Origin of the sequence: Pseudonocardia oceani (assembly GCF_019263585.2) — a bacterium.
In the GTDB taxonomy this organism is placed as follows: Bacteria; Actinomycetota; Actinomycetes; order Mycobacteriales; family Pseudonocardiaceae; genus Pseudonocardia; species Pseudonocardia oceani.
On the sequence record NZ_JADQDF010000001.1, the window covers coordinates 3,008,386 to 3,026,087 of the forward strand.

Genomic DNA, 17,702 nt, shown 5'->3' on the forward strand with positions numbered 1-17,702 from the left:
GAGGACCTCCTGCGGTTGGCGATCGTCAGCGCGCCCAGTGCGCAGGGCGCACCCCGAGCCTGCCACGCGCGCGGACCAGCTCCAACCCTCCCGGCAGCGCGGGACCCGTCCGGTCCGGGCCGCGCGCGGCGAGGGCGTCGGCGCCGTGCAGGTGCTCCGCCGTGAGGCTCGTCACGCCCGCGGCCAGCAGCCACGCGCGGAGCACCCGGCGGCGCACGGCGGGTGGCGCGGCGGCGACCGGGTCGAGCGCGAGGTCCTCCCCCGTGGCCGCCCGGCCGAGCAGGTCGTCGGCGACGGCCGTCAGCGCCTCGTCGTCCTCGCGCAGCTGCGCGGCCGTGCGGGCCAGCGCCCGCGCCACCCCGCCGGCGAGCACGTCCTCCAGCAGCGGCAGCACCTCGTGGCGCAGGCGCACGCGGGTGAAGCGGGGATCGGCGTTGTGCGGGTCGTCCCAGACGGGGAGGTCCTGCGCCGCGCAGGCCGCCCGGGTCGCGGTGCGCCGGACGTCGAGCAGCGGGCGCAGCCACGGCTCGTCCCACGCCCGCATGCCCGCCATCGACCGCGCGCCCGACCCGCGGCCGAGCCCGAGCAGCACGGTCTCGGCCTGGTCGTCGAGGGTGTGGCCGAGCAGCACGGGCGCGGCCGGGTGCGGGCGGGCGGCGCGCAGCGCGGCGTAGCGGGCGGTGCGGGCGGCGGCCTCGGTGCCACCGGGGCCGCGGACCTCGACGCGGTGCACCCGGGCCCGCGCCCCCATCGCGGTCAGCCGGGCGACCACCCCGTCGGCGACGTCGGCGGACCCGTCCTGCAGCCCGTGGTCGACGACGGCGGCGTGCACCTCGTCGTGGACGGCCAGTGCGGCGGCGGCGAGGGCGAGGGAGTCGGCGCCGCCGGAGCAGGCGACGAGCACGGGCGCGCCGCGGTGCGGGAGCAGCGCCCGGCGGACCGCGCCGCGGACCTCGGTGACGGCGTCACGGGCGGGCGGGGGCACGGCTCACGGTCCCACGGGCGTGCACGCTCCCACGAGTGCGCGGCCCCACCTGGGATCAGGGGCGCACGCGGGCCAGCCACGCGCCCGGGTCCTCCAGCTCCGACCGCAGCGGCAGCGTCTCCGGGCTCGTCCACACCGTGTTGAAGCCGTCCATCCCCGCCGCCAGCACCACGTGCCGGGTGAAGGCGGCACCGACGGCGTACTGCTTGACCTTCGCGTCGACGCCCAGCAGCGCGCGCAGCACGCGGTCGACCAGGCCGCCCCCGCGGCGGCGGGCGGTGAACCGGCGGCGGATGGTCTCGACGCCGGGCACCACCTCGGGCCCCGCGGCGTCCATGACGTGGTCGGCGTGGCCCTCGAGCAGCGTGGTGAGGGCCAGCAGGCGGTCGAGGACCCTCCGCTGCTCGGGGCCCTGCAGCAGCTCGACGAGGGCGAGGGCGTCGCCGCGGGAGTCGCGCAGCGCGCGGACGGCGTCGGGCAGGCGCTCGGCCAGGCCCCCGACGCTCTCGGACGGCGAGATCGACAGCAGCCGCCCCACCTCGCCTGCGAAGTGGGCGCGCAGCCACGGCACGGCGGTGAACTGCAGCCGGTGCGTGGCCTCGTGCAGGCACACCCACATGCCGAAGTCGGCGGACGGCACGTCGAGCGCCTGCTGCGCCGCGTGCACGTTGGGGGCGACGAGCAGCAGCCTGCCGCCGTCGTCCGGGCCGCCGAAGGGGTCGTACTGGCCCAGTACGCGCCCGCCGAGGTAGGCGAGGACCCCGCCGATCTGCAGGCCCGCCGTGCGCGACGTGACGGCCCGCGCGAGCCGGGGCGTGGCGGGCAGCCGGGCGCCGTCGGTGAGCGAGCGCATGCCCTCGACGGCGGCCAGCGCCCACGCCGGACGGTCGACGACGTCGGCGGGCAGCAGCGGCATGCCGGCACCCAGCCCGGTGACCTCCCGGACGTGCCCCTCGGCGACGGCCGCGTCCGATCTCAGCCGCGCCACCAGCTCCGTGGCCTCGGCGAGCGTGGCCTCGGGCCCGGGGGACGCCAGCCGCGCCGCGGTGCGTGCGGCGAGCCGCCAGTCGACGGGCAGCCCCTGCTCGGTGGCCGCACCGGTGTCCTCGATCGTCAGTCCCACCCGATCCACGCTACGCACCGTCAGGTGCAGCCGCAGCCACTCAGCTCGGCGGCCAGCGCGTCGAGGCGGGGGCGCACGGTCGCGGGCGAGGCCCCGTTCGACATGAACGCGAAGACGAGCAGCCGCCCGTCGGCGTCGGTGACGAGGCCCGCGAGGCTGCTGACGTTCGTCAGCGTGCCGGTCTTGGCCCGCACCAGCCCGCGTCCGGGCGACGAGGGGGCCTCGGCGCCGAACCGGTCGTCGAGCGTACCGTCGCCGCCCGCCACCGGCAGGCCGGTGATGAGCGGTCGCAGGAAGTCGGTGTCGCGGTCGCCCTCGGCCGGGGTGGCCGCGGCGGTGAGCAGCGTGCCGAGCACGCGGGCGGGCACCTCGTCCTGCGTGGAGAGCCCGCTGCCGTCGACGAGGACCGCGCCCGTCGGGTCGAACCCGGCCTGGGTGAGCGCGGCGAGGGTCTGCTCGGCGGCCCCGGCGAACGTCGGCTGCCCGCCGCGCGCGATGGCGACCTCGCGGGCCAGCGCCTCGGCGAGGACGTTGTCGGAGGTGCGCATGACGTGCTCGACGAGCTCGCTGAACGGCGCCGACGTGACCGCGCCGAGCCGCTGCGCGTCCGGCGTCGCGGTGCCCTCCTCGACGTCGTCGGCCCCGAGCAGCCGGGCCAGCGCCTGTCCGGCCTCCGCGGCGGGCTCGGTGGTGCGGGGGCCGTCCTGCAGCGACGGGTCGGCGCGGCCGCCGTCGAGCATCAGCGGCACGATCGGGGTGACGAACCCGGCGCCGACGTCGGCGGGGTCCCAGCCGGGGGCCGAGGTGGGGCCGTCGTAGCGGCTCGTGTCGATGACGACGGTGTCGATCGGGCCGGTCGCCGCCTGCTGCACCTCCGCCGCGAGCTCGGCGAGCCGGGCGGCGCCGGGGTAGGTGCCGTCCTCGCCCTCGGGCAGGGCGGTGAGCGTCGGGTCGCCGCCACCGACCAGCACGACCGTGCCCGGCTCCGCCCCGGCGACGACGCGGGTGACGAAGCCGTCGGTCGGGTTGAGCGTCAGCAGCGCGGCGGCGGCCGTGAGGATCTTCGCGGTGGAGCCGGGGACGAGCGCGCGGTCGGCGTCGGAGGCCCACAGGACATCGCCGGTGACCGGGTCGAGGACGGTGCCGGTGAAGCGGCCCGGCATCTCCTCGACGGCCGCGCCGAGCGCGGACTCCAGCCCGGCGGTGGTCGGCAGCGGCGCGGTGGCGGCCAGCGGGCCCAGCGAGGGCACCGGCGGCACGGGCTCGACGGCGGCGGGCGCGCCGGCCAGGCCGAGGTCGGAGACGAGCGTCGGGGCCGTCAGCGAGACGGCGCTGCCCACTCCGCCGGCCAGCACGAGCACGGTGAGCACCGTGATCCCCCGTCGCACTCCGCGACCGGGTACGCGCAGGGTGTCACCGATCCGGCCCCCGAAACCCACGCCAACCTCCTCGTCGGCCCCACCCGGTGGGTGGGTGCGCAACGGCACTGTCGGCCGGTCACGTCCACGGGGAGGCGGTCCCCCACACTAGAGGGGTCCGACGTACACCCGTTCCCGAACCTCAGGAGAGCACCCCAGTGGACTTCGACGTCACCATCGAGATCCCCAAGGGCGGGCGCAACAAGTACGAGGTGGACCACAAGACCGGGCGCATCCGCCTGGACCGCACGCTGTTCACCGCCACCCAGTACCCCGCCGACTACGGCTTCATCGACGACAGCCTGGGCGAGGACGGCGACCCCCTCGACGCGCTGGTGCTCGTCCGCGAGCCCACGTTCCCGGGCTGCATCATCCTGTGCCGCGCCATCGGCATGTTCCGCATGAAGGACGAGATGGGTGGCGACGACAAGGTGCTGTGCGTGCCGTCGGTCGACCCGCGCCAGGAGCACCTGCGCGACATCCACCACCTCGCCGAGTTCGACCGCGCCGAGATCCAGCACTTCTTCGAGATCTACAAGGAGCTCGAGCCCGGCAAGAGCGTGGAGGGCGCCACGTGGGTGGGCCGCGCCGACGCCGAGCGCGAGGTCCGGGCGTCGTGGAAGCGCGCCCAGGACGCCGCGGCGGCCGAGGCCGAGGGCGAGTCCTCCGGCCACTGAGCCCGGCTCCCGAGGCCCGGACGGACGAACGGCCCCCTCCGCCGCGAAGGGGGCCGTTCGTCGTGCGGTGGTCGGTCGTGCGGTGGCTACTCGGCCGCGTGCGCCCCGTGGCGCGGGGCCAGCGGGCCCTCCTCCTCGGACAGCCCGAGCAGGTCCTGGACCTGGCGCGGGCTCAGGCCCTGCGCGACGAGCTCCTCGGACGCCCCGTCGAGCTCGGCGGTGCGCACCTCCAGCTCGCGGCGCGCGTGCCGCACGGCGTCGCGCGCCCGCTCGGCCGTGGCCACGACGGTGAGCGCGCGGCTCGGGTCGGGCAGCAGCATCGCGAGGAGCCGGTCGCGGGCGTCGGTGCCGCCCGGGGCCGGGTCGGTCGCCGGGGCGATCCGCTCGGTGCGCGGCTCGGCGAGCACGCCCACCGCGGCCGAGCCGCTGCCACTGCCGTTCCCGCTGCCGTTCCCGCTGCCGTTGGCCGACGCGTAGGCGCTCGTGGTGATCGCGGCGCCGTGCACCGGGCGCGGCGCCTCGGCGGGATCCTCGGGAGTGCCGTCGACGGACGGGGCGGGGACCGCGTCGGGTCCGCCCTCCGACGCCGCGGCGGCGGCCGCGACCTCGTCGTTGCGGGCGTCGACGCCCGAGCGGGTGCGCAGCGGCACCTCCTTCATCATGATCACCGCGAAGAGGCCGAGGACCAGCACCGCGGCGGCGCCGAGGAAGACGACGCTCATCGAGCCCGCGAACCCGTCGAGGATCGGGCGGGCCAGCGTCGGGTCGGCCGTGGCGAGGAACGACGAGTCGTCGAGCGAGAGCCCGCCGCCGCCCTGCAGGCCCTGCAGGATCGGTGCGTTGGCCGGGTTGGCGAGCACGGCCGGGTCGGCGATCGCGGCCTGGAAGGCCGGGGTGCCGGCGGCGGTGCGGAAGTTGTCGGCCACCTTCCCGCCCAGGACGCTGAACAGCACGGAGATGAACACCGCGGTGCCCAGCGTGCCGCCCATCTGCCGGAAGAACGTGGCCGACGCGGTGGCGACTCCCATGTCGCGGGGCGCGGCGTCGTTCTGCACGGCCAGCGTCAGGGGCTGCATGTTGCCGCCCAGGCCCCAGCCGATCACGACCATGATCAGCGCGACCTGCCAGTACGGGGTGTCGACGCCGATGAACGACAGGGCGCCGATGCCGACGATCATCAGCGAGAGGCCGATGATCGGCCAGATCTTGTAGCGGCCCGTGCGGGAGATCATCTGGCCGGAGAACACCGACATGCTCATGATGCCGAGCACCAGCGGCAGGGTCTGCAGGCCGGCCTCGGTGGGCGTCGACCCCTTGACGATCTGCAGGTACAGCGGCAGCAGCGCGAGCGCACCGAACATCCCGATGCCCGCGACGAAGCCGGCGATCGAGCCCCAGGTGAAGACGCCGCTGCGGAACATCCGCAGGGGCAGCAGCGCGTCGTCGCCGATGCGCCGCTCCAGCAGGACGAACGCGATGATGCCGAGCACGCCGACGGCGTAGCAGGCGATCGAGCGCCCGGAGTCCCAGCCCCAGATGCGGCCCTGCTCCGCGACGATCAGCAGCGGCACCAGCCCGACGACCAGAGCGAGCGCGCCGGGCCAGTCGATGCGGTGCGAGCGCTTGGTGTGCGGGACGTTGAGGACCTTGGTGACGACGGCCAGCGCGAGGATGCCGAGCGGGACGTTGATCAGGAAGACCCAGCGCCAGCCGGTGATGCCGAGGATCTCGGCCTGGCCGGCGAAGAAGCCGCCCGCGACCGGGCCGAGCACGCTCGACGTGCCGAACACGGCGACGAAGTAGCCCTGGTACTTGGCGCGCTCACGGGGGGCCACGATGTCGCCGATGATCGTCAGGGCCAGCGAGAACAGGCCGCCGGCGCCGAGTCCCTGGATCGCCCGGAACGCGGCGAGCTGGTACATCGACGCGGCGAACGTGCACGCGATCGACCCGAGCACGAAGATCGTGATGGCCGTGAGGAACAGCGGTTTGCGGCCGAAGATGTCGGACAGCTTGCCGTAGAGCGGCGTGGTGATCGTGGCGGTGATCAGGTAGGCGGTGGTCGCCCACGCCTGGAGGCTCAGCCCGTCGAGGTCGTCGGCGATGGTCCGGATGGACGTCGCGACGATGGTCTGGTCGAGCGCGGCCAGGAACATGCCGATCATCAGGCCGGCGAAGATCGTGAGGATCTGCTTGTGGCTGAGTGACCCGGCGGTCGGCGCGGGTGCCGCGGTGGGCGCGGACATGGTTCTCCTCACGGCCGGCCGGCCGCGGCGGCCGGTCCGGTGCTGGTCCTGTGGTGGTTCTCGAAGTCGGTGGTGAAGCGGACGAGCAGGTCGGCGAACCGCGCGCGGTCGGTCGGCTCCCAGTCGTCCATGAGCCCGGCGATGCGCTCGTTGCGGTTGCGGCGGTTCTCCTCGAAGACCCGCCTGCCCTCGTCGGTGGCGGCGAGCAGCGTGGCCCGGCCGTCCTCGGGGTCGGCCGTGCGCTCGACGAGCCCCAGGCGCACGAGCTGGGCGACCTGGCGGCTGATCGTGGACGGGTCGGAGTACACCGACTCCGCCAGCGTGCCCGCCCGCTGCGGCCCGTCCTTCACGAGGTGGACGAGCAGGATGTAGGTCGCGCGCTCGACCGCGTCGGGGTGGTCGGCGTGGTACTGGGCCTGCTTGCGCTCCAGCAGCCGGACGAGCCGGACGAGCTGGGTGCCGACGAGGTCGGCGGTGGTGATCTCCGCGTCGGAGTGCACGGGACTTTACCTCTGGTTTGCATGCGGCATACAACAAGTTGTCGGGCGCAAGCATGTACCCGTGCAGCGCGGGTCCGCAATCTGGTTGCGTGTGATCTACACCGTCGTGAGCAGGGTGCGACCGGCCTCGGTGGCGGTGGCGGGCTGCACCGGCACGCGGGCGTCGGGCGCCGCGACGAGGCCGAGGTCGACGAGCCGCCGCGCCACCCAGGAGTCGGCGCACGCCAACCCGTCGACGAGGAGCACCGGCTCGCACCCGCCCCGGAACTGGCAGCGCCCCGCCACCACCGCGCGCAGCAGCGCCCGTTCTCGTCCGCTCACCGTGATCGCCACCGGCATGTTCGTCATCTCCCCGACTCCTCAGGACGACTTCCGACCACCCCTGGGGCCGGTCTGCTACTGGAGTAGTCGCCCTGGGCCGTCCGGGTGTTTCAGGTCACCCCCGTTCGAACACCGCCGCGAGCCCCTGGCCGCCGCCGATGCACATCGTCTCGAGCCCGTAGCGGGCCTCGCGGCGCACCATCTCGCGGGTGAGGGTGGCCAGGATCCGCCCGCCGGTGGCCCCGACGGGGTGGCCGAGCGAGATGCCCGAGCCGTGCACGTTGACGCGCTCCATGTCGGCGTCGGTGAGCTTCCACTCGCGCGTGCAGGCCAGCACCTGGGCGGCGAACGCCTCGTTCAGCTCGATGAGGTCCATGTCGGCCATGCGCAGCGACGCGGCGTCCAGCGCCTTCGCGACGGCGGGCACCGGCCCGATCCCCATCGTCGCGGGCGCCACTCCGCCCACGCCCCACGACACGAGCCGGGCGAGCGGGCGCAGCCCGAGCTCCTCGGCGCGCGCGGGATGGGTGACGACGCAGATCGACGCCCCGTCGTTCTGGCCGCTGGCGTTGCCCGCGGTGACGGTGGCGTCGGGGTCGTCGCGGCCCAGGATCGGGCGCAGGCCCGCGAGCTTCCCGACCGAGGAGTCCGCGCGGATGTGCTCGTCGGCGTCGACGACGGTGTCGCCCTTCCGTCCCTTCACGGTGACGGGCACGATCTCGTCGGCGAACAGGCCGGAGTCGCGCGCCGCGGCCGCCCGGTGGTGGCTGCGGACGGCGAACTCGTCCTGCTCCGCCCGCGGGATCGCGTACTCGCGGCGCAGGTTCTCCGCGGTCTCCAGCATCCCGCCGGGCACCGGGAAGTGCACACCGCCCGCGGTGACCCGCCCGCGCGCGAGCGAGTCGTGCAGCAGGACGCCGGGGCCGGCCTTCGCGCCCCAGCGCATCGACGTCGAGTAGAAGGACGCGTTCGACATCGACTCGGCTCCGCCGGCCAGCACGACGTCGGACGCGCCCGCCTGCACCTGCATCGCCGCGTACAGCACCGCCTGCAGGCCGGACCCGCAGCGGCGGTCGATCTGCAGCCCCGTGACGCTCACCGGGAGCCCGGCGTCGAGCGCGGCGACCCGGCCGATCGCCGGGGCGTCCATCGTCGGGTAGCAGTGCCCGAGGAGGACGTCGTCGACGGCGTCCGGGGGCAGCCCCGTGCGGTCGAGCAGGCCGCGGATCACCGTGGCGGCCAGCTCGTGGGCCGGGACGTCGCGCAGGGAACCGCCGAACCCCCCGACGGGGGTGCGCAGCGGCTCGCAGACCACCGCCTCGCGCATCAGACGTACCGGCGGGTCAGCCACTCGGCGACGAGCGCCGGGCGCTCCGCGCCCTCGATCTCGACGGTGATCTTCGTGATCACCTGGACGCCGCCGGTGACGTCGGCGACCTCGTCGAGGTCGACCACGGCCCGCACCTTGCTGCCCACCGGCACCGGGGAGGTGAACCGCACCTTGTTGAGGCCGTAGTTCACGCCCATCTTCGTGCCGTGCACCTCGAACACCGAGGAGACGAGCGAGGGCAGCAGCGACAGCGTGAGGAAGCCGTGCGCGATGGTCGTGCCGAACGGTCCCTCCTTCGCCCGCTCCGGGTCGACGTGGATCCACTGGTGGTCGTTCGTGGAGTCGGCGAACGTGTCGATCTGGCCCTGCTCGATCGTCACCCAGTCGCCCGTGCCCAGCTGCGTTCCCACCGCGGCCCGCAGGTCGTCCACTCCGTCGAAGACGCGCATCGATGCTCCAGAAGATCGGTGACAGGTACCGGGAACACCCTGCCACGCTCCGTGCTGCTGCGGGCGGTGGCGGCGGTTAGTGTCCGCGCATCGGAAGGGCGGGTGACGACGGTGGACGGCACGACGGGGATCGTCGACCACCTGGCCGTCCCCTACGCGCAGCCGGGCCAGCTCACCGACCGCCTCGAACCGGTGCTCGACACCGCGCTCGCGGCGGGCGACCCGGTCCTCGCGGTGCTCGACGGGCCCGAGCGCGACGCGGTCCGCACGCGCCTGGGCACCTCGGCCGGGCGCGTCGAGTTCGCCGACCCGTTCGACGTCCACGCGGTCCCGGCGTTCACCGTCGCCGTGCGGTGGGCGCGGCTGGCCCGGCAGCTCGCCTCCGGGCGCGTGCTCGTCATCGGCCAGCACGTCGACCTCCCCGGCAGTCCCGTCGGGCACTGGCCCCGGCTCGACATGGCCCTCGACGTGGCCATCGCGGGCCTGCCGATCACCGTGCTCTGCCCGTGCGGGGAGCTCGACCCCACCCTCGACACGACGCACCCGCTGGTCCTCACCGCCGCCGGCCGCCGCTCCGGCACCGGCTACCGGGCCCCGCGCGAGGCCGTGCTGGCGTACCCGCCGCCGCCCCCGCCCGACCTCGGGCCCAGCGCGGTCGACCTGCCGTTCGGCCTCGACGACCTCTCGGCGGTGCGCCGGCGCACCGCCTAGGCAGGGGCCGTGGCCGGGCTCGACCCCGACTGGGTCGACGACTTCGTCCTCGCCGTCAACGAGCTCGCCACCAACAGCGTCGAGCACGGGCCGGGCTCGGGCCGGCTCCGGGTGTGGACGGCCCCCGGCCTGCTCACGGTGGAGGTCTCCGACCACGGCCGCATGGACGTGCCCTTCCCCGGCGTCGTGCCGCCGTCGCCGACCGGGCAGCGCGGCCGCGGCCTGTGGCTCGCCTCCGAGTTCAGCGACGTCCTCGAGGTGTGGAGCGACCCGGCGGGCACCGTGATCCGGGCCCGGGCCCGGTAGCTCGCCCGGCGACCTGCGCTCAGTCGGCGATCTGCAGGATCAGCTTGCCGGTGTTCTCGCCGCGGAACAGCTTGAGCAGCGTGTCCGGGAAGTCGGCGACGCCTCCGCGCACGACGTCCTCGCGGCTGCGCAGCTTCCCCTCGCGCAGCCAGCCGCCCAGCTCTACGGCGGCCTCGGCGTAGCGGTCGGCGTAGTCGAAGACCACGAAGCCCTCCATGCGCGCGCGGTTGACCAGCAGCGACATGTAGTTCGCCGGCCCCTGCGGGCGCTCGGTGGCGTTGTAGGTGCTGATCGCCCCGCAGACCACCACGCGGGCGCCGCGGGCCAGCCGGGCGAGCGCGGCGTCGAGGATGTCGCCGCCGACGTTGTCGAAGTAGACGTCGACGCCGTCGGGGGCGTGCGTGCGCAGCGCCTTGCCGACGTCCTCGCTGCGGTAGTCGATCGCCGCGTCGAAGCCCAGCTCGTCGACGATCCACGCGCACTTCTCCGCACCGCCCGCGATGCCGACGACCCGGCAGCCCCTGATCCTCGCGAGCTGCCCCACGACGCTGCCCACCGCGCCGGCCGCGCCGGAGACGACGACGGTCTCGCCCTCGCGCAGCGCGCCGACGTCGAACAGGCCGAAGTAGGCGGTCATGCCGGTCATGCCCAGGACGGCGAGGTAGGTGGCCAGCGGGACGACCGAGGGGTCGACGACCAGCACGCCCGAGCCGTCGGACTCCGCGTACTCCTGCACGCCGAAGATGCCCGTGACGTGCGCGCCCTCGGGGAAGTCGGGGTGCGCCGACGCCACGACCCGCCCCGCACCGAGCGCGCGCATGACCTCGCCGATGCCCACCGGTGGCACGTAGGAGCGGCCCGCGTTCATCCAGCCGCGCATGGCCGGGTCGAGCGAGAGGTGCGTGACCCGGACGACGAACCGGCCGTCGGCGGGCGTGGGCACGGGCTCGGTCGTGTGCTCCCACACCTCGGGCGTCGGGAGGCCGTCGGGGCGGGCGGCGAGGCGGACCTGGTGGTTGTCGGTCATGCGGTCCTGTCTACCCGGCGGCTCGACTCCCGGCGGTCCGGGGCGCACGATGGGGCGCGTGAATCCCGTGCAGCGCTTCGGACGGGTCGTCGCGGTGCCCGATCCGCCGCTGGACCGGGCCGCCCTGGCGCTGGCCGCGGGCGCCGATCCCACCCTCGACGCCGACCGCTGGCTCCGCGAGCTCGACCGCCTCGCCGTCGGCGTCACCTCGGTCGACGCCCTGCGCCAGCGGCTGTTCGTCGAGGAGGGCTTCGGCGGCAACTCCGGCGACTACACCGACCCGCGCAACTCGCTGCTGCACCACGTCCTGGCCCGGCGGCTCGGCATCCCGATCACCCTCGCCGTCGTCACGATGGAGGTGGGGCGCCGCGCCGGCGTGCCGATGGAGGGCGTCGGGATGCCCGGGCACTTCCTCGTGCGCCCCACCGGCACGAGTCGCTACCTCGACGTCTTCGCGGGTGGCGCGGAGATCAGCGGGGCGCGGTGCGAGGAGCTGTTCCGCGGCGCCACCGGCGCCGGGCCGGAGGTCCCGTTCGGCCCGCACCTGCTCACCGCCACACCGACGCGCGCGATCCTCGTGCGGATGCTGGAGAACCTGCGGGCGGTCTACGGGGCCCGCCGCCGCGCCGCCGACCTGGAGTGGGTGCTGCGGATGCGGCTGCTGCTGCCCGGTGTGCGCCTGGCCGACGTGCTGGAGCTGGGCGAGGCCCTCGGCGACCAGGGCCGCTGGCTGGAGGGCGCGAAGCTGCTCGAGGACCGCGTGCCCTCGGCCTCGGCCGCGCACGCCGAGCGGCTGCGCACGGCGGCGAAGAGCCTCAAGGCGCACCTGAACTAGCTGCTTCGCGCGATCAGGTGCGGAGGCCGGGGTCCGGGCGGTTGACGGCGCGGTCGCTGTCGGGCCGCATCCGGCGCCCCAGCAGCAGGAACGGCCAGACCAGGAACTCCAGGACCGTGAACACGAGCAGCCCGACGACGATCGCCACCGCCGGCAGCGCCACGACCGGCAGCGCGACGACGGTGACGAGCAGGACGGCGGGCAGGTCGCGGACCCATCCGACGCGGCCGTCGCGGTCGGTGAGCGAGCCCAGCCGCACCGCGGCCCACATGAACCAGCGCAGCAGGAACGGCACGCCCAGCTCGCGCATCGCGCGCCGGAACAGCCCGTCGGCGTCGACGGCGCTGATCCGCCCGGCCGGCCGCTCCACGCGCACGAGGTGGTCGTGCAGCACCGAGGGTGCGGTGTACCGACCGAACTCCGGCACCAGCCAGACGAACACGCGCGGCACGGACGCGAAGTCGGTGCGGGTGCCCACCGGGATGACGAACCGCTCGGTGCGGCCCTGGTAGACGACCTCCTCCTCGAGCGTCCAGTCCTCGTCGTCGGCCTGCCGGACCAGCACCCGGGGACCCGTCAGGAACGTCATCGGGGCGCGATCCCCCAGCGGCCGGTCCAGGTCTCGCCGGGGGCGACGGTGAGCAGGCCGTCGCCGGAGTTGAGGGCGTCGGGCGGGCAGGTCATCGGCTCGACGGCCACCGCGCGGCCGCGGCCGGGGTGGTCGCCGGGGGTGAAGACCTGCACCCAGCCGAAGTCGGGGTCGGCCCACAGCTCGACGTCGCCGTCGGGGCCGGACAGCCGGTGGCGCACCAGCCCGTCGACGGGCGTGCAGCCGCCGAAGGCGTGGTCGAGCTCGGCGCCGCGCAGCGCGATCTCCGGCGGCGCGACGCGCGAGGCCGACGCGACCGGCAGCCCCCCGCCCAGCGGCAGTGCGGTCGTGGCGGCCAGGTGCAGCGTGCAGTCGTCGGTGTCGGTGTCGCCCACGCGCAGGTAGGGATGGGCGCCGACACCGAACGGCACCGGCTCCGTGCCCGCGTTGGTGACGGTGTGGGTGACGGTGAGCCCGTCCTCGGCCACCGCGTAGCGGACCGCCGTGGCCAGCGGCACCGGCCAGCCCGGCTGCGGCGCGACGACGGCGACCAGCGTCACGGAGTCGGGCGTGCGCTCGTCGACCCGGTAGAAGGTGTGGCGCAGCAGGCCGTGGATCGCGTTGCCCGCGGCGGGCTCGGTGAGCGCGAGCTGCTGGGGCGCGCCGTTCCAGTGCCAGCGCCCGCCCGCCGTGCGGTTGGGCCAGGGCACCAGGACGTTGCCCGAGCCGCGGGGCGGGCGGGCGGTCTCGTCGAAGGTCTCGACGTAGGGGCGGCCGTCGACGGTGAAGGCCCGCAGCCCCGCCCCCACCTCGGTGACGACGGCCCGCGCGGCCCCGGAGCGGATCTCGAACTGCTCGCCCGTCGGCGGCATCGGCATGAGCACGCGCGCAGGCTATCGGGATGCGCTTCGCACCCGTGAGCGCCAACCGTCGCCAGGACCACGTTCGCCACTCACGAGCGCGTCAGCGCAGGCGGGGTCGTGACCGTCGTCGCCGCTCCCGTCGCCGGGAGCTCCCACTCGCTACCGTGGAGCGAGTGGCCTCCTCGCGACGACTCCGCGCCCTGATCACCAACGACGACGGCATCGACTCGCCCGGGCTGTGGGCGTTGGCCGCGTCCGCGCGGGACGCGGGGTTCGAGGTCGTCGTGGCGGCGCCGCACGTCGACGCGAGCGGGGTCGGGGCGTCGGTGCTGTCGGTGCGGGAGGACGGCCGGGTACGGCTGCACGGGCGCGAACTCCCCGGCCTCGACGGTGTGCCGGCGTTCGCGGTGGAGGGGCACCCGGCGTTCATCGTCACCTCCGCGGGCCGCGGCTGGCTCGACCCCGAGCCCGACGTCGTGCTGTCGGGCATCAACCTCGGCGCCAACACCGGGCACGCGGTGCTGCACTCGGGGACGGTCGGCGCGGCGCTGGCTGCCGGGCTGCAGGGCAGGCGGGCGCTCGCCGTCTCGCTCGACACCGGCTGGAACCCGCCCGAGCAGCCGCACTGGGAGGCGGCCGCGCACGTGCTGCCCGAGGTGCTCGACCTGCTGCTCGGCACCGACGACGGCACCGTGCTCAACCTCAACGTGCCCGACGTCGCCCCCGCCGGGCTCGGGCCGCTGCGGGAGGCGCGCCTCGCCCCGTTCGGCACCGTGCAGGTGCGGATCGCGCAGCGCACGACCGAGAGCTCCGAAGGTCTGCACATGACCTGGGACGAGCGGGCCGAGCCGCCGGAGCCGGGCACCGACACCGCACTCCTGCGCGCGGGGCACCCGACGCTGACGCGGCTCGTGTCGGTCGGCGAGCGGCCCGGCGTCCTGGGCGGCGTCCCGACGTCGTGAGTGGCAACCGTTGCTCTGACACCGGTTGCCACTCACGGGCACCCCGGTGCAGGTGTGATTCGGATCACCGGTCACCATCTCTCCATGCGTGACGCTGAGTGCAGGACCGAATGGTCTACCCAGTTCGCCCGGACGGTGGCCGCGGAGATCCGGTCCGGCGTCCAGAGCGGAGCCCTGACCTGGGGCGAGGCCGATCAGCTGCTCGCCCGGCTCCGGGTGCTCGTCGACCAGGCCCTCGACCTGCCGAGCATAGCGGTCTGAGGCAGGTCGTCGCGCTCGGTGGCCGACGGTCAGTGCTCGTCGGCGCCCGTCAACTCGTGCTCCATCGCGTCGGCCACGTCGACGACGAGCCGGAACGAGCGGTCGAAGCCGTCGAGCGCGGTGTCGTGCAGCGGGATCGAGTGCCGGAACAGCACCAGCCCGTTCTCGACGACCAGCCCACCGGTGACGGGCGCCGCCGCGCGCTCCAGCGCCAGCGCCAGGTCGATCTGCCCGACGCGCCCCACCGGCGACGTGATCTGCGCCCACGGGTGGTGGTCCTCGCCGGTGACCAGGCGGACGGCGACGATCTGCGTGCGCTCGCCGGTGGTCGGCAGGTTGAACCACAGCTCGCCCTCGCGCTGGCGCATGATCTCGTAGCGCACCCGCACGAAGGACCCGAGGTCGTCCCAGCTCGCCATGCGTCGGACCGTACCGCTCCGCGGAGTCAGGTCTGCAGCTGGTCGACGGGGGCCCGGTCGTCGGTGAGCACGGGGGCGCCCACGGCCCGCTGCCGCGTGGCGGCGTCGTCGAGGACCGAGCCCGGCTCCCCGCGCGCCGCGGACGACGCGGCCAGCGCGGCCAGGTCCGGGGCCCGGTCCGACGCCAGGAGGACGGCGTTGCCGCCGCCGCCCGGCACGAGCTGGTCGGGCCGCACCATCAGCGCGACGGTGACGAACCGGTCGGCGACGGTGGCGATCTCCGCGTCGAGCAGCGTGAGCGGGTCGCGGTCGATGATGTTGAGGACGTAGAGGCCGCCCGGGCGCAGGACGCGGCGCACGTCGTCGACGAACTCCGTGGTGGCCAGGTGCCAGGGCACCGAGCGGGCGCCGAACGCGTCGCCGACGACGACGTCGGCGGAGTTCGCCGGCAGCCGGGCCAGGGTCGTGCGGGCGTCGCCCACCTGGATCTCGGTGTCCGGGATCTCGTCGACGCCGAGCTCGCGGCGCCCGAGGTCGACGACGCCCTGGTCGACCTCCAGCACCGTCGACGTGCTGCCCGGTCGGGTCGCGGCGAGCCAGCGCGGCATCGTGAAGCCGCCGCCGCCCACGTGCACGACGTCGAGGGGCTGGCCCGCCGGGTACGCGGAGTCGATCGCGCCGCCGAAGCGCTGCGTGTAGGCGAACTCGAGGTGCGCGGGGTCGGCGCGGTCGACGTAGGAGTGGCGCAGGTCGTCGAGGACGAGGACCTGGCCGTTGACGTTCTCCGGGTCGGCGTCGACGCGGGCGCAGTAGTAGACGGTGTCGGCGTCGCAGCGCCCCGGCACGGCCACCAGCGCGACGGCGAGCAGCACCGCGGCCACGGCCGTGCGCGTGACCTCGGCCCGGTGCGCCGCTCCGGCCACCGTGGCCGCGAGGACCAGGCAGGCCAGTGCCGTGACCAGCAGGATCGCCGTGACCGGCAGGAACGTGACGAGGACGAACCCGGTGAGGAACGTGCCCGCGAGCGAGCCGATCGTGCCCGCCGCCGACAGCTCGCCGATCACCGTGCCCGACCCGTCGACGCCTGTCAGCCGGGCCCGCGTGACGGCCGGGGTGACCATCGCCAGCGCCGTGACCGACACCAGCGTCGACGCCGCCACCAGCAGGATCGCCGCCACCGGACCGGGGCCGAGCACCGGGCCGAGCAGTCGCACCAGCGGTCGCACGGCCAGCACCCCGAGCCCGCCCACGGCCAGCGCGCCCGCCGCCACCCGTTGCGGCGGGAAGACGTCGGCCCACCGGCCGCCCAGCGAGGCGCCCGCCGCGATCCCGGCGAGCGCCACCCCGATGACGGCGGTGGTCGACTCCAGCGTCAGCCCGACGTAGGGCGCGACGAGCCGCGTCGCCAGGGTCTCGACGACGAGGATCGCGGCACCGCTGACGAGGACGACGAACCGGGCGAACCGTGCATTCACCCGCTCATCCTCGCCTCTCTTCCGGGCCGCCGCGCGGGCGGGTCAGGAGGGGTCCTACAGCCCGAGCTGGCGGGCGATGAGCATGCGCTGCACCTCTGAGGTGCCCTCGCCGATCTCCAGGATCTTGGCGTCGCGGTAGAACCGGCCGACCGGGTACTCGTTCATGAACCCGTACCCGCCGAAGACCTGGGTGGCGGCGCGGGCGTTGTCCATCGCCGCGTTGGAGGAGACGAGCTTGGCGATCGCCGCCTCCTTCTTGAACGGCTCGCCCTTGAGCATCTTGGCCGCGGCCGCGTAGTAGGCCAGGCGCGCGGTGTGTGCGCGCACCTCCATGTCGGCGATCATGAACTGGACGGCCTGGTAGCCGCCGATCTTCTGCCCGAACGCCTCGCGCTCGTGGGCGTAGCGCACCGACTCGTCGACGCAGCCCTGCGCCAGTCCGACCGAGAGCGCCGCGATCGCGACGCGCCCCTCGTCGAGGATGGACAGGAACTGGGCGTAGCCGCGACCGCGCTCGCCGACGAGGTTCGCCGCGGGCACGCGCACGTCGTCGAAGAACAGCTCGCGGGTGTCCGAGGAGCACCAGCCGACCTTCGAGTACGGCTTCGCGACGCGGAACCCGGGCGTGCCGGCCGGCACCATGATCGCGGAGATCTCCTTCTTGCCGCCCTCGCGCTCGCCGGTGATGGCGGTGACGGTGACGACCGAGGTGATGTCGGTGCCGGAGTTGGTGATGAACGCCTTCGAGCCGTTGATCACCCACTCGTCGCCGTCGAGGCGGGCGGTGGTGCGGGTGGCGCCGGCGTCGGAGCCGCCGCCGGGCTCGGTGAGGCCGAACGCGCCGAGCTTCTCCCCCGCGGCCATCTGCGGGAGCCACTCCCGCTTCTGCTCCTCGGTGCCGAACCGGTAGATCGGCATGGCGCCGAGCGAGACGCCGGCCTCCAGCGTGATCGCCACCGACGAGTCGACGCGGGCGAGCTCCTCCAGCGCCAGGCACAGCGCGAAGTAGTCGCCGCCCATGCCGCCGTACTCCTCGGAGACGGGCAGGCCGAACAGGCCCATCTGCCCCATCTTGGCGACGATGTCGTAAGGGAACTCCTCGCGCTCGTACAGGTCGCCGATGACGGGCGCGACCTCCTTGCGCGCGAAGTCCTCGACGGTGGCGCGCAGCGCCTCGTGCTCCTCGCTGAGTTCCAGGTCCATGG

General features: G+C 74.8%; 20 protein-coding genes. 6 read left to right on the forward strand and 14 right to left on the reverse strand.

The window, feature by feature from the left end:
- Positions 1-25 precede the first annotated feature (25 nt).
- The 3 genes from tilS to dacB are packed head-to-tail and all read right to left on the reverse strand — an operon-like array spanning position 26 to position 3,547.
- Positions 26-985, reverse strand: a complete 960-nt coding sequence (tilS, locus tag I4I82_RS15060; protein WP_218589267.1) for a tRNA lysidine(34) synthetase TilS — start codon at positions 983-985, stop codon at positions 26-28.
- Between the two features lie 55 nt (positions 986-1,040).
- Positions 1,041-2,108, reverse strand: coding sequence for an Rv3626c family coenzyme F420 biosynthesis-associated protein (locus I4I82_RS15065; RefSeq protein WP_226370068.1), 1,068 nt, complete (start codon positions 2,106-2,108; stop codon positions 1,041-1,043).
- 20 nt (positions 2,109-2,128) lie between these two features.
- Positions 2,129-3,547: a D-alanyl-D-alanine carboxypeptidase/D-alanyl-D-alanine endopeptidase gene (gene dacB / locus I4I82_RS15070; RefSeq protein WP_218589268.1), complete on the reverse strand. Its 1,419-nt coding sequence runs from the start codon at positions 3,545-3,547 to the stop codon at positions 2,129-2,131.
- A 137-nt stretch (positions 3,548-3,684) separates the two neighbouring features.
- On the opposite strand from dacB, the gene I4I82_RS15075 reads away from it, so the two are divergent.
- Complete coding sequence (locus I4I82_RS15075; RefSeq protein ID WP_218589269.1) at positions 3,685-4,203, forward strand: inorganic diphosphatase; 519 nt, start codon at positions 3,685-3,687, stop codon at positions 4,201-4,203.
- Positions 4,204-4,289: 86 nt separating this feature from the next.
- Here the strand turns inward: I4I82_RS15075 and I4I82_RS15080 are convergent, their stop codons facing one another.
- The 5 genes from I4I82_RS15080 to I4I82_RS15100 form a co-directional block, all read right to left on the reverse strand.
- Entirely contained in the window at positions 4,290-6,449 is a 2,160-nt protein-coding gene (locus I4I82_RS15080; protein ID WP_218589270.1) for an MDR family MFS transporter, read from the reverse strand.
- A gap of 8 nt (positions 6,450-6,457) precedes the next feature.
- On the reverse strand, positions 6,458-6,949 hold the full coding sequence (locus tag I4I82_RS15085) for a MarR family winged helix-turn-helix transcriptional regulator (protein ID WP_218589271.1): 492 nt from the start codon (positions 6,947-6,949) through the stop codon (positions 6,458-6,460).
- 96 nt (positions 6,950-7,045) lie between these two features.
- Positions 7,046-7,297, reverse strand: coding sequence for a hypothetical protein (locus tag I4I82_RS15090; protein WP_225920603.1), 252 nt, complete (start codon positions 7,295-7,297; stop codon positions 7,046-7,048).
- A gap of 88 nt (positions 7,298-7,385) precedes the next feature.
- Positions 7,386-8,597, reverse strand: a complete 1,212-nt coding sequence (locus I4I82_RS15095) for an acetyl-CoA C-acetyltransferase (RefSeq protein ID WP_218589272.1) — start codon at positions 8,595-8,597, stop codon at positions 7,386-7,388.
- Positions 8,597-9,049 carry a MaoC family dehydratase gene (locus I4I82_RS15100; protein ID WP_218589273.1) on the reverse strand — a complete coding sequence of 151 codons (453 nt, stop codon included), beginning with the start codon at positions 9,047-9,049 and terminating at the stop codon, positions 8,597-8,599. Before I4I82_RS15100 ends, I4I82_RS15095 begins: the two co-directional genes overlap by 1 nt.
- A 102-nt stretch (positions 9,050-9,151) precedes the next feature.
- On the opposite strand from I4I82_RS15100, the gene I4I82_RS15105 reads away from it, so the two are divergent.
- On the forward strand, positions 9,152-9,760 hold the full coding sequence (locus I4I82_RS15105; RefSeq protein ID WP_218589274.1) for a hypothetical protein: 609 nt from the start codon (positions 9,152-9,154) through the stop codon (positions 9,758-9,760).
- A gap of 9 nt (positions 9,761-9,769) precedes the next feature.
- A complete protein-coding gene (locus I4I82_RS15110) occupies positions 9,770-10,066 on the forward strand; it encodes an ATP-binding protein (RefSeq protein WP_218589275.1) in 297 nt (98 codons plus the stop codon).
- Between the two features lie 19 nt (positions 10,067-10,085).
- Here the strand turns inward: I4I82_RS15110 and I4I82_RS15115 are convergent, their stop codons facing one another.
- Entirely contained in the window at positions 10,086-11,093 is a 1,008-nt protein-coding gene (locus tag I4I82_RS15115; RefSeq protein ID WP_218589276.1) for an NADP-dependent oxidoreductase, read from the reverse strand.
- A gap of 58 nt (positions 11,094-11,151) precedes the next feature.
- Here I4I82_RS15115 and I4I82_RS15120 point away from each other — a divergent pair, with 58 nt between their 5' ends.
- Positions 11,152-11,928, forward strand: coding sequence for a transglutaminase family protein (locus tag I4I82_RS15120; RefSeq protein ID WP_218589277.1), 777 nt, complete (start codon positions 11,152-11,154; stop codon positions 11,926-11,928).
- Between the two features lie 13 nt (positions 11,929-11,941).
- Here I4I82_RS15120 and I4I82_RS15125 read toward each other — a convergent pair whose 3' ends face one another.
- Both I4I82_RS15125 and I4I82_RS15130 read right to left on the reverse strand, forming a co-directional pair.
- On the reverse strand, positions 11,942-12,517 hold the full coding sequence (locus tag I4I82_RS15125) for a DUF1353 domain-containing protein (protein WP_218589278.1): 576 nt from the start codon (positions 12,515-12,517) through the stop codon (positions 11,942-11,944).
- The gene (locus I4I82_RS15130) at positions 12,514-13,395 is read right to left on the reverse strand and encodes an aldose 1-epimerase family protein (RefSeq protein WP_218589301.1); all 882 of its coding nucleotides are present in this window, start codon (positions 13,393-13,395) and stop codon (positions 12,514-12,516) included. The genes I4I82_RS15125 and I4I82_RS15130 overlap by 4 nt, the downstream gene beginning before the upstream one ends.
- Before the next feature lie 158 nt (positions 13,396-13,553).
- Here I4I82_RS15130 and surE point away from each other — a divergent pair, with 158 nt between their 5' ends.
- Positions 13,554-14,342, forward strand: coding sequence for a 5'/3'-nucleotidase SurE (gene surE, locus I4I82_RS15135; RefSeq protein ID WP_226370069.1), 789 nt, complete (start codon positions 13,554-13,556; stop codon positions 14,340-14,342).
- Between the two features lie 84 nt (positions 14,343-14,426).
- Complete coding sequence (locus I4I82_RS15140; RefSeq protein ID WP_218589280.1) at positions 14,427-14,603, forward strand: hypothetical protein; 177 nt, start codon at positions 14,427-14,429, stop codon at positions 14,601-14,603.
- Positions 14,604-14,632: 29 nt separating this feature from the next.
- On the opposite strand, the gene I4I82_RS15145 is transcribed toward I4I82_RS15140, so the two are convergent.
- The 3 genes from I4I82_RS15145 to I4I82_RS15155 are packed head-to-tail and all read right to left on the reverse strand — an operon-like array spanning position 14,633 to position 17,700.
- Positions 14,633-15,022 carry a hypothetical protein gene (locus tag I4I82_RS15145; RefSeq protein WP_218589281.1) on the reverse strand — a complete coding sequence of 130 codons (390 nt, stop codon included), beginning with the start codon at positions 15,020-15,022 and terminating at the stop codon, positions 14,633-14,635.
- Between the two features lie 26 nt (positions 15,023-15,048).
- On the reverse strand, positions 15,049-16,497 hold the full coding sequence (locus I4I82_RS15150) for a fused MFS/spermidine synthase (protein ID WP_218589282.1): 1,449 nt from the start codon (positions 16,495-16,497) through the stop codon (positions 15,049-15,051).
- Between the two features lie 54 nt (positions 16,498-16,551).
- A complete protein-coding gene (locus tag I4I82_RS15155; RefSeq protein ID WP_218589283.1) occupies positions 16,552-17,700 on the reverse strand; it encodes an acyl-CoA dehydrogenase family protein in 1,149 nt (382 codons plus the stop codon).
- Positions 17,701-17,702 lie beyond the last annotated feature (2 nt).

Excerpts from the sequence above, each read along its gene's own strand:
- I4I82_RS15095 (WP_218589272.1), bottom strand. The coding sequence starts at position 8,597 with ATGCGCGAGGCGGTGGTCTGCGAGCCGCTGCGCACCCCCGTCGGGGGG.
- I4I82_RS15140 (WP_218589280.1), top strand. The coding sequence starts at position 14,427 with ATGCGTGACGCTGAGTGCAGGACCGAATGGTCTACCCAGTTCGCCCGG.
- I4I82_RS15090 (WP_225920603.1), bottom strand. The coding sequence starts at position 7,297 with ATGACGAACATGCCGGTGGCGATCACGGTGAGCGGACGAGAACGGGCG.
- I4I82_RS15145 (WP_218589281.1), bottom strand. The coding sequence starts at position 15,022 with ATGGCGAGCTGGGACGACCTCGGGTCCTTCGTGCGGGTGCGCTACGAG.
- I4I82_RS15155 (WP_218589283.1), bottom strand. The coding sequence starts at position 17,700 with ATGGACCTGGAACTCAGCGAGGAGCACGAGGCGCTGCGCGCCACCGTC.
- I4I82_RS15130 (WP_218589301.1), bottom strand. The coding sequence starts at position 13,395 with ATGCCGATGCCGCCGACGGGCGAGCAGTTCGAGATCCGCTCCGGGGCC.
- I4I82_RS15080 (WP_218589270.1), bottom strand. The coding sequence starts at position 6,449 with ATGTCCGCGCCCACCGCGGCACCCGCGCCGACCGCCGGGTCACTCAGC.
- I4I82_RS15125 (WP_218589278.1), bottom strand. The coding sequence starts at position 12,517 with ATGACGTTCCTGACGGGTCCCCGGGTGCTGGTCCGGCAGGCCGACGAC.
- I4I82_RS15115 (WP_218589276.1), bottom strand. The coding sequence starts at position 11,093 with ATGACCGACAACCACCAGGTCCGCCTCGCCGCCCGCCCCGACGGCCTC.
- I4I82_RS15100 (WP_218589273.1), bottom strand. The coding sequence starts at position 9,049 with ATGCGCGTCTTCGACGGAGTGGACGACCTGCGGGCCGCGGTGGGAACG.